This is a genomic window from Thermobifida cellulosilytica TB100, from assembly GCF_001517975.1.
Taxonomy (GTDB): domain Bacteria; phylum Actinomycetota; class Actinomycetes; order Streptosporangiales; family Streptosporangiaceae; genus Thermobifida; species Thermobifida cellulosilytica.
Map to the genome: position 1 here is coordinate 41,403 of NZ_KQ950183.1, position 8,039 is coordinate 49,441.

Genomic DNA, 8,039 nt, shown 5'->3' on the forward strand with positions numbered 1-8,039 from the left:
CCGTCCCGCGCGCGGGACGGGGCACCGCCGTTTTCCGGAGCAGGACGCCCGTCGTTCCTGAGTGCCAGTGGGCGAACCAGGCGTACAGTGGTGGCGTGTCTGTCGAGCCCGGGGAGCCGACCGTCGGCTAGGCCCGCGACCGTCGCTCCGACGCGGTGAACCGGGCGGCGTTCGGCGCAGAGGTCACCTACGTCACCCGGGGGCGCGGACGGGAACGTGCCGCAGCCATTGCCCGGCCGAACTCGTCGAAGCCTACGAGGAGCTTCTGGACCGGGAGGACGGGCAGACGGCCCGGGAACGCCTGGACGACGTTCGTGCCGGTCGGGTCCGGTCCCTCTCGGCCGAGGACGTGGGCAGGGACCTGGGACTGTGAGTCCGAAGAGCCACCGGGGCGGGTACGCCCCCCGGCGGCCGAAGAACCGTCGAGGTAGGACAGGGCGGTGGCGCACACGGTCCGTGCCGCGGTCCTCGCTCTGTCCCGGGACCCGAGGCCGAGCGGATGCCGCCAGGCGAGCGGCTGTCCGGGAGTACGGCGGATTCGAGTCGGCGACTACCGGGTCGTCTACAGCATGGACGACGGCGGACTCGTCGTGCCGGCGCTACGGATCGCCCACCGCCGTGAGGTGTACCGGGAGTTCTGAGGCGCTGCCGACGCTTCTGGGCACCCGTGCCCGGGAGGGCGCCGCCCTGCGGTCCGGCCGACCGCGTCAAGGTGCTGCGCTCCGCGGCGGGAGCCCCGAACCTCGACAGGCAGTCCGCCAGCGTCCGACCGGGCCGGTGCAGCCCACCGGCGCCACGGGGCGGCCACATAGCGGTCGAGCAGGAACAGGTTCGCTCCGCCCTGGGCGGCGGCGGACCGGGGCCGCGCGGCCGGGCCGCCGCCGTTGCGAGACCGGGGAAGCGGTGCGGCGCTTCGGCGGGTCCGGCAGGGGTGCGTCGGCGTGCGGGACGCACCCCGGAGCGGGGGTCAGCCCACGAGGTCGATCTCGCAGCGGGCTCCCTGACCACGAGCAAGCCGGGCGTCCGACGTCACCAACGTCGCCCCCAGGCTCTCCGCCAGGGAGATGTAGGCGGCGTCGTAGACGGAGTAGTTGTCCCGCAGCTCCCAGATACGGCCCAGGTAGGGCCAGTGCGGGACCCGCTCCAGAAGCAGCGCGCTGAACGTCCGCCGTGCGAGTTCGGCGTCCTCCGGGACGATCTTCTTGCCGAGGACGAGGTTGCGCAGCGTGTGCGTCACCTCAAGGCTGACGACGTCGGGAGCGTACAGTCGCTGCCCCACCAACCGTTCCTTGGCCTTCTTGCCCAGGTCCTCCCTGTTGGTGAGCGCGTGGACCAGAACGGAGGCGTCGACGACGATCATTCGGGTCGCTCCTCCTGACGCGCCGCCAGGACGTCCTCGTTGGTGAGGGAGCTGGTGATGTGAGAGCGGTGCTCGTCCAGGAGACGATCGTTGAAGGACGGCGCGTCGGGGCTGCTCTGGGAGTCGGCTTCGACGAGGGAGCGCACGTAGTCCGGCACGCTCATGTGGGCGGCTTCGGCCCCGCGGCGGACGGCCTCGACGGTCTCCTTGGGGAGCAGCAGAGTCTCTGAGGTGATCATGTCGTCCACGGTTCCACCCTTCGGCCCCGCTTCGTGGGCGTTCACAACGTTCGGTTTTTTTACGTACCCGTCCGAAAACGGCGGACAGAACGGACAGCCGCTGGTCGTCGGCTGCCCGTTCGGGGGGAAACGCGGGAAAACGTCAGATCCGCACCACGGTGCTGCGCACGATCTCGAAGACCGGGTGGCGGGGCGCCTCGCGCTCGAAGTCCTCCTGGGGGGAGTCCGGGGTGACCTGGAAGTAGGGGCCGACCACGAAGATCCGCGGGTGGTCCAGGTACTCGCGCAGCACCGGGGCGGCCCGCTCCGGGCCGACCTCGACGACGCTGACCAGTTCGATCCAGCCGCCCCGGCGCAGCGTCGCGTAGCCCTCCTTGCGGATGTTGCGCACCCAGCCGACCTCGCCGTAGGGGGCCACCAGGAAGCGGCCGTCGGTGTTCTCGACCAGGCTCACCGGAACGGTGCGCAGGAACCCGGTCCTGGCCCCCCGGGTCGTCAGCAGGTGCAGGTCGCGGGGGCCGACGCCGTAGGCGACCGCCCCGCCGACGACGGCGTTGAGAACGCGCCGCGCCCGGGTCATCGCAAAACGCTTCGTTCCGTGCTCCATCGCACCTCTTCCTCTCACACCCCCATTGTGGGGGTGCGCGGGGTTCTTCGCGCTGAGGCATACCCGGGCGGACGGTCAGCGGAACGCGGAGATTCCGGTGACCGCCCGGCCGATGCTGAGCGCGTGGATCTCCTCGGTGCCCTCGTAGGTGGCGACCGTCTCCAGGTTGAGCAGGTGGCGCAGCACCGGGTAGTCCAGGGTGATGCCGTTGGCCCCGTGCAGGGACCGCGCCGCGGCCGCCACCCGCCGGGCGGCGGCCACGTTGGCGAGCTTGCCGAAGCTCACCTGCTGGTGGTGGCAGGCCCCGGCGTCCTTGAGCCGCCCCAGGTGCAGCGCGGTGAGCGCGGCCTGGTTGACGTCCACCACCATGTCGGCGAGCTTGCGCTGGGTGAGCTGGAACGCGGCGACGGGCCGGCCGAACTGCTCGCGGGAGGCGGTGTAGGCCAGCGCCGCCTCGTAGCAGGCGCGGGCCGCGCCCGCCGCGCCCCACACGATGCCGAACCGCGCCTCGTTGAGGCAGGACAGCGGCGCGCCCAGCCCTTCGGCCAGCGGCAGCCGCGCCGCCTCGGGCAGCCGGACGCCGTCGAAGGAGAGCGCGGAGGTGACCGACGCGCGCAGCGACAGCTTGCGGTGGATCACGGTGGCGGTGAAGCCCGGCGTGTCGGTGGGCACCACGAAGCCGCGGACGCCCTCGTCGGTGCGGGCCCACACCACGGCCACGTCGGCCACGGAGCCGTTGGTGATCCACAGCTTCGCGCCGTCCAGCACCCAGTCGGTGCCGTCCCGGCGGGCCCGGGTGCGCATCGACCCCGGGTCGCTGCCCGCGTCCGGCTCGGTCAGCGCGAAGCAGCCGATGGCCTCGCCCGCGGCCATCCGGGGCAGCCACTCCTCCTTCTGCTCCGCGGAGCCGTACCGGTGGATCGCGGTCATCGCCAGCGAGCCCTGCACCGAGACGAAGCTGCGCAGCCCGGAGTCGACCGCCTCCAGCTCGCGGCAGGCCAGCCCGTAGCAGACCGCGCTGGCCCCGGCGCAGCCGTAGCCCTGCAGGTGCATGCCGAGCAGGCCGAGCCGTCCGAACTGTCGGGCCAGGCCGCGCGGGTCGGGGAGGGTGCCGGCCTCGAACCACTCGGCGACGTGCGGCAGCAGTTCACGGCGGCCGAACTCGCGCACGGTGTCGCGCACGGCGGCCTCCTCGGCGCTGAGCGAGGCGTCCACGGCCAGGAAGTCCAGCGGGTCGGGGGCGGCGGGTCGGGAAGGGGTGCTCATCGGCGGTCAACTCCTCGACGGAAGCGGACGGGAACGGGAAGCGGCGTCGGCGCCGGTCAGCGGACCGGGTGCTGGACGACGGCGCCGCGCTCCAGGAGGGCGGCGATCTGCTCGGCGGACAGGCCCAGCTCCTCCAGCACCTCGGTGGAATGCTGCCCGAGCAGCGGGGGAGGCAGCACCCGCGGGCCGGGCCCCGGGCCGCGGTCGGCGAAGCGGAACCCCGGCCGGACCAGCTCCAGGTCGCCCAGGACGGGGTGGGCGACGGTCAGGGTCGGCTCGTCCCCGGAGGCGTCGGCGGTGCGGATCGCCTCCAGCACGCCGCGCACCTTGCCCACCGGGACCCCGGCGTCGGTCAGGAGTGCGCTCCACTCCTCGGCGCCGCGGGCGGCCAGGGCGGCGGTGATCTCGGCGACCAGGGCCTCGCGGTGGGCGACCCGGTCGGCGTTGCGGCGGAACCGCGGGTCCTCGGCGAGGTCGGGGCGGCCCAGCACCGCGCACAGCTTCCGGTACAGCTCGTCGTTGCCGGCGGCGACGACGAGCTCCCCGTCGGCGGTGGGGAAGGTCTGGTAGGGCACGATGGCGGCGTGCGCGTGCCCGGTCCGCTCCGGTTCGACCCCGGTGACCAGCGCCGACTGGCCCACCTGCACCAGGCCGGACAGCGCCGAGTTGAGCAGGGACACCTGCACGTGGCCGCCCCGCCCGGTGGCGGCGCGCCGCACCAGGGCGGCGCACACCGCCGCCGCGGCGTTGAGGCCGGTGAGCACGTCGGCCAGCGGGACGCCGATCCTGGTGGGGCCCGTGTCGGGCTCGCCCGTGGTGCTCATCAGCCCGCTCTCGCCCTGCACGACCACGTCGAACCCGGGCCGGTCGGGCCGGACGTGGCCGGGGCCGAACCCGCTGACGGAGCAGTAGACGGCCCCCGGGTTGTCCGCGGCGACGTCCGCGTACCCCAGGCCCAGCCGCTCGGCCGTGCCCGGCCGGAAGTTCTGCACCACCACGTCGGCCCGCGCGCACAGCGCGCGCACCGCGGCCAGGCCGTCGGGGTCCTTGAGGTCGACCGCCAGGCTCCGCTTGCCCCGGTTCAGCGCCAGGTAGTAGGCGGCCTGGTCGCCGGCCCACGGCGGCCCCCAGGAGCGGGTGTCGTCCCCGCGCTCCGGGTGCTCCACCTTGACCACGTCCGCGCCCATGTCCGCCAGCAGCATCGTGGCGTAGGGCCCGGCCAGCACCCGCGACAGGTCGGCGACGCGGACGCCCGCCAGCGGGGCGGCGGGTCCGGCGCAGGGGGAGCCGGTCACGGCCGCTCCCCCTCCGGCCGGTGCGGGGCGGCACGCAGTTGCAGCCCGCTCTCCAGGCAGCGGCGCAGCGCGGTGCACAGGGCCGCGCCGGACTGCCCGGCGTAGCGGGTCTGCACCCGGTGCACCATCTCGGCGAGGTCGTCGTAGATCGACAGCCCCTCGACCAGGACCCGGAAGAACTCCCGGCCCAGTTCGGTGATCAGGGTGGTGTCGGCGGCCACGACGCGGCCGGTGGACCGCTCCACGGCCAGGACCACGCCGAGCCGCTCGTACTGGTGGCGTCCCGCCACGGTGTCGGGCAGCCGGGCGTATCCCGAGATGAGGACGACGTCGGGGTTGTCCAGGAGGCGGCGTGCTTCCTCGCGCACGAGAAAAGCCCTCTCTTCGACGGTGGGCACACGAAACTCCCGCGCTGGGGTCTCGCGCCTGGGCAGGACGTCGGCGGGAAGCGGTGCGGGGCTCCTCGGTGGCGTCCTCGGCGAGAGGGCAGGCCCCTCCAGTATGTCAACCGGGCCGCGAGCGCTGTCAAACGGCCTCGCGGCCGCGGGGGTGCAGCCGTTGACCAGGGGCGGGGCGCCCGGTGGGGAGGGAACCGGAGGGGAAGAGAAAAGAGTGAGAATCATCCGATGTGTGAAGTTCCGTTGAGGCGCTAACATCGGAGGTCAGTGACCGAGGTCACGGTGGGCGAGTGCGGGGTTGAGCCTCCCGTTCCGTCGGCCGCGTCCTCACCGGCCGACGGTTGGGGGAACGCAATCGTGATCGAACAGCGGCAGGTGCTGCCCGTCGACGACGAACCCCACTCCCCGGAGGTGCCCGCGCCCCGGGTGATCCGGATGGACGACTACCGCAGCGCCGCGCCCGCGGCCGCGCCCGCCCCGGAGACCGCCCGGCTCGTCGAGGCCGAGTCCCGCTTCCTCGCGCGCTGCGTCGGCTACCTCGTCGCGGACCTGAAGATACGCCAGTACGTCGACCTCGGCTCCCGGGTGCCCCACTCGGGCGGGATCCACGACCTCGTCTCCGAACGCCTTCCCGACGCCCGCGTCGTGCGGCTGGACACCGGACCGGCGGTGCCGCTGCACCCGCGGGCGTCGGCGTCCGGGCCCGCCGTGCTCCGGCTCGACCAGCCCTGCCCCGAGGAGCTGGCCGCCCAGCTCGCCCTGCGCGGCCTCGTGGACCTGGGCGAGCCCGTGGCGGTGCTGGTCGACGCCGACCTGCTGCCCGAGAGCCTCGACGTCGGCGAGGTCGTGCACGCGCTGCACGAGGCACTGGTCCCCGGCAGCCACCTGGTGCTCCGCCAGCGTCCGGTCAACCCGGCCGACCCGTACGCCCGCGCGTTGGTCGCCGCGCTGTTCGAGCCGTTCTGCCTTCTGGAGCCGGGGGTGGCCGATCTGGCCTGGTGGCCCTACCCGGACGAGGAGGTCGCGGCCGAGGGGACGGGCGTCCTGGCGGGGCTGGCCCGGCGCCGCTGAACGCCGGGCCGCACGGCTCAGCCCGCCGGGGCGGCCCTGCGCTGCCACTCCCGCTGGTAGACCTCCACGAGCCAGGAGTCGGCCCAGGCGTGGTCGGCCCGCTCGGGCAGGTCGGCCCGTTCGACGAGGTCCGCCAACCGCCGCTCGTACTCGTCGGCCACCTCCAGCGCCTCCTCGCGGCGGTGCCTCCCCGCGCGCAGGTCGCACAGCCACGTCCGCCACGGCTCGGGCATCGGCAGGGTCAGGCGCCCCGTCTCCAGCAGCTCCACGCCCTGGACGCCCAGCCGGATCATGTGGTAGGCGAACTTGACGTCGAAGCCGTACCGCTCGACGAGTTCGGGGCGGTTGGTGCTCCTGCCCCGCAGGCCCAGCATCCTCTCCCGCTGGGAGCGCAGGTACCCCAGGAAGCGGCGGCCGGCGTGGCGGGACACGAAGCGGTGGGCGTTGGCCCGCAGCTCCCGGCCCGCCTCCTCGATGCGGACGATCTCGGAGTCAGGCACGAACAGCGGCAGCAGCACCGTGGGGTTGCCCTCCAGGGCCAGCCTGGTCCACTTGCGCAGCGAGTAGACGGTGAGGTCCAGGTCGCCCGGGCCCGAGCGGACCCCCTCGGGCTGGGTGCGGAAGACGTACTGCTCGAAGGTGCGCAGCCCGATGACGTACTCGGGGGGTTCGACGCAGACGCCCATCTCGTCGCGGTCGTCCTGGCCGGGCACGGTGACGCCGTGCACCCCGGAGCCGACCTGGCAGCGCAGGACGGTGCCCTCCTCCGCCAGTCGGGCGAAGACGGCACTGGAGTGCTTCACGGGGACCTCCCTCGGGACTCGGGGGCGGAGGGATCCCGAAGCTAGCCGAGCCGCGGCGGTGCGGGCCACCGGTTTTCCCCGGGGGTCAGACCACGTCCAGCGGGTCCATGCGGACCTGGACCGACCTCTCCTCCCGGCGGGCGCTGCGGGCCGCACCGGCCGCCTTGAGCGCCGCCGCCAGCTCCCGGGAGGCGTCCCGGCGGACACGCAGCAGGGCGCGTTCCACGCCGTCCTCGCCGAGGGGGACCGGCCCCAGCAGCTCCGCCCCGGGCGGCAGGACGGCCTGGTCGAGGAACTCCCGCACCCGCGCGGCCTCCCCGGTGACCGAGGCCATCGTCACGGCGGGCGGAAAGCCCAGCTCCCGGCGTTCGGCCAGCTCCCGTTCGGCGAAGGACGCCGGGTTCCACCGGATGAGCGCCTGGACCGCGGGCAGCCCCGCGTCGGCCAGCACCACGACCTGTCCGCCCTCCTCCGCCGGGCGCACCAGCGCCGCCGCGTTGCACCAGCGGCGCAGCGCCTCCTCGGCGGCCCGCAGGTCGGCCCGGCCCAGCAGCGCCCAGCCGTCCAGCAGCACCGCCGCCGCGTATCCGCCGACCGCGTGCGGCTCGGCGCCCGGGGTCGCCACCACCAGCGCCGGAGAGCCGGGGACCTCGGTGAGCACCTCCTCGCGCCCCGAGGTGCGCACCGGCAGCGCGGGGAAGGCCCGGCCCAGCTCCTCGGCGGTGCGGCGGGCCCCGACCACGGTCGCGCGCAGCCGGGGGGACTCGCACGAGGCGCAGCGCCAGTCCCCGGCGATGTGCCCGCACCAGCGGCAGTACGGCATGGCGTGCGCGCTGCGCAGGGCCAGCGGCCCCCGGCAGGCCGCGCAGCGCGCCGGGGTGCGGCAGCGCGCGCAGGCCAGCGCGTTCAGGTAGCCGCGGCGGGGGACCTGGAACAGCACCGGGCCGCTGCGCGCGGCCTCGCGGGCCACCCGCAGGGCCAGGCTGGGCAGCCGGCCGAG

At 74.5% G+C, this 8,039-nt stretch carries 9 protein-coding genes and 1 pseudogene; 2 read left to right on the plus strand and 8 right to left on the minus strand.

Annotated features, from left to right (window positions below):
* Positions 1-440: 440 nt before the first annotated feature.
* Positions 441-641: a type II toxin-antitoxin system RelE family toxin gene (locus AC529_RS12880; RefSeq protein ID WP_068757002.1), complete on the plus strand. Its 201-nt coding sequence runs from the start codon at positions 441-443 to the stop codon at positions 639-641.
* 326 nt (positions 642-967) lie between these two features.
* Here the strand turns inward: AC529_RS12880 and AC529_RS12885 are convergent, their stop codons facing one another.
* The 6 genes from AC529_RS12885 to AC529_RS12910 all read right to left on the minus strand — a co-directional run bounded on the left by AC529_RS12885 (position 968) and on the right by AC529_RS12910 (position 5,165).
* Positions 968-1,360, minus strand: coding sequence for a type II toxin-antitoxin system VapC family toxin (locus tag AC529_RS12885; protein WP_068757004.1), 393 nt, complete (start codon positions 1,358-1,360; stop codon positions 968-970).
* Complete coding sequence (locus AC529_RS12890) at positions 1,357-1,599, minus strand: hypothetical protein (protein WP_157080205.1); 243 nt, start codon at positions 1,597-1,599, stop codon at positions 1,357-1,359. The genes AC529_RS12885 and AC529_RS12890 overlap by 4 nt, the downstream gene beginning before the upstream one ends.
* A gap of 142 nt (positions 1,600-1,741) precedes the next feature.
* Entirely contained in the window at positions 1,742-2,206 is a 465-nt protein-coding gene (locus AC529_RS12895; protein WP_068757008.1) for a nitroreductase/quinone reductase family protein, read from the minus strand.
* Positions 2,207-2,281: 75 nt separating this feature from the next.
* Positions 2,282-3,472 carry an acyl-CoA dehydrogenase family protein gene (locus tag AC529_RS12900; protein WP_068757010.1) on the minus strand — a complete coding sequence of 397 codons (1,191 nt, stop codon included), beginning with the start codon at positions 3,470-3,472 and terminating at the stop codon, positions 2,282-2,284.
* 56 nt (positions 3,473-3,528) lie between these two features.
* A complete protein-coding gene (locus tag AC529_RS12905; RefSeq protein WP_068757011.1) occupies positions 3,529-4,767 on the minus strand; it encodes a CaiB/BaiF CoA transferase family protein in 1,239 nt (412 codons plus the stop codon).
* Entirely contained in the window at positions 4,764-5,165 is a 402-nt protein-coding gene (locus AC529_RS12910; protein ID WP_232306724.1) for a DUF3870 domain-containing protein, read from the minus strand. The genes AC529_RS12905 and AC529_RS12910 overlap by 4 nt, the downstream gene beginning before the upstream one ends.
* 357 nt (positions 5,166-5,522) lie before the next feature.
* On the opposite strand from AC529_RS12910, the gene AC529_RS12915 reads away from it, so the two are divergent.
* Positions 5,523-6,236, plus strand: coding sequence for an SAM-dependent methyltransferase (locus AC529_RS12915; protein ID WP_068757016.1), 714 nt, complete (start codon positions 5,523-5,525; stop codon positions 6,234-6,236).
* Positions 6,237-6,253: 17 nt separating this feature from the next.
* Here the strand turns inward: AC529_RS12915 and AC529_RS12920 are convergent, their stop codons facing one another.
* Together AC529_RS12920 and AC529_RS12925 are read right to left on the minus strand one after the other, a co-directional pair.
* Complete coding sequence (locus AC529_RS12920) at positions 6,254-7,039, minus strand: nucleotidyltransferase domain-containing protein (protein WP_068757018.1); 786 nt, start codon at positions 7,037-7,039, stop codon at positions 6,254-6,256.
* 85 nt (positions 7,040-7,124) lie between these two features.
* Positions 7,125-8,039: pseudogene (locus AC529_RS12925) on the minus strand (primosome assembly protein PriA); the annotation flags it as partial.

Bases quoted from the DNA above. Each gene is read 5' to 3' on its own strand.
- AC529_RS12885 (WP_068757004.1), bottom strand. From the start codon at position 1,360: ATGATCGTCGTCGACGCCTCCGTTCTGGTCCACGCGCTCACCAACAGG.
- AC529_RS12890 (WP_157080205.1), bottom strand. From the start codon at position 1,599: ATGATCACCTCAGAGACTCTGCTGCTCCCCAAGGAGACCGTCGAGGCC.
- AC529_RS12895 (WP_068757008.1), bottom strand. From the start codon at position 2,206: ATGGAGCACGGAACGAAGCGTTTTGCGATGACCCGGGCGCGGCGCGTT.
- AC529_RS12900 (WP_068757010.1), bottom strand. From the start codon at position 3,472: ATGAGCACCCCTTCCCGACCCGCCGCCCCCGACCCGCTGGACTTCCTG.